Origin of the sequence: Streptomyces beigongshangae (assembly GCF_019710745.1) — a bacterium.
In the GTDB taxonomy this organism is placed as follows: domain Bacteria; phylum Actinomycetota; class Actinomycetes; order Streptomycetales; family Streptomycetaceae; genus Streptomyces; species Streptomyces beigongshangae.
Genome location: NZ_JAHKJW010000193.1, coordinates 1 through 474, shown reverse-complemented (window position 1 = coordinate 474; position 474 = coordinate 1). Strand labels below are relative to the sequence as shown.

General features: G+C 64.8%; 1 protein-coding gene and 1 pseudogene. Both read right to left on the bottom strand.

What is annotated here, in order from left to right:
- Positions 1–185: pseudogene (locus tag KM933_RS38800) on the bottom strand (hypothetical protein); the annotation flags it as partial.
- Positions 182–474, bottom strand: a 293-nt coding sequence (locus tag KM933_RS38795) for a transposase (RefSeq protein WP_221362398.1), incomplete at its 5' end; no start/stop codon positions are given. The gene KM933_RS38795 and the pseudogene KM933_RS38800, both read right to left, overlap by 4 nt.

Below are 474 nucleotides of genomic sequence, written 5' to 3'. Positions count from 1 at the left end.
GACGCGACATGGATGACGGTGATCTCGTGGGCGAGGGCGTCGTCGGCAGCCTTCCGGGCGGCTCGCGTCTGCGCCGCCGAGCTCCAGGCGTAGAAAGAGGAGCGGGCCACGTTCAGCAGCCGACACAGGAAAGCAACATCGTGGGTGGTCTTCTCCGCCTCGATGAACGCGTATATGCCGTTCATCGATCGCTCTCCTTCGCGAAGAAGACCGCGGCTTTTCGCAGTACCTCGATCGTCTTGGCCTGCTCGGTGTTCTGCTTCCGGAGCCGCTTGAGCTCGTCGCGTTCGGCCGTGGTCAGCTCACCGGGCTGGCCCTCACCCCGGTCTGCCTTGGCCCGCCGGTACCAGCCACGCAGGGACTCCGAGCTGATGCCGAGTTCCCGGGCGACCGCGGTGACCGTCTTTCCTGAGGAATCGACGAGCGCGATCGCGTCCCGTTTGAACTCCTCGGTGTACCGCTTCGTGTACTTGT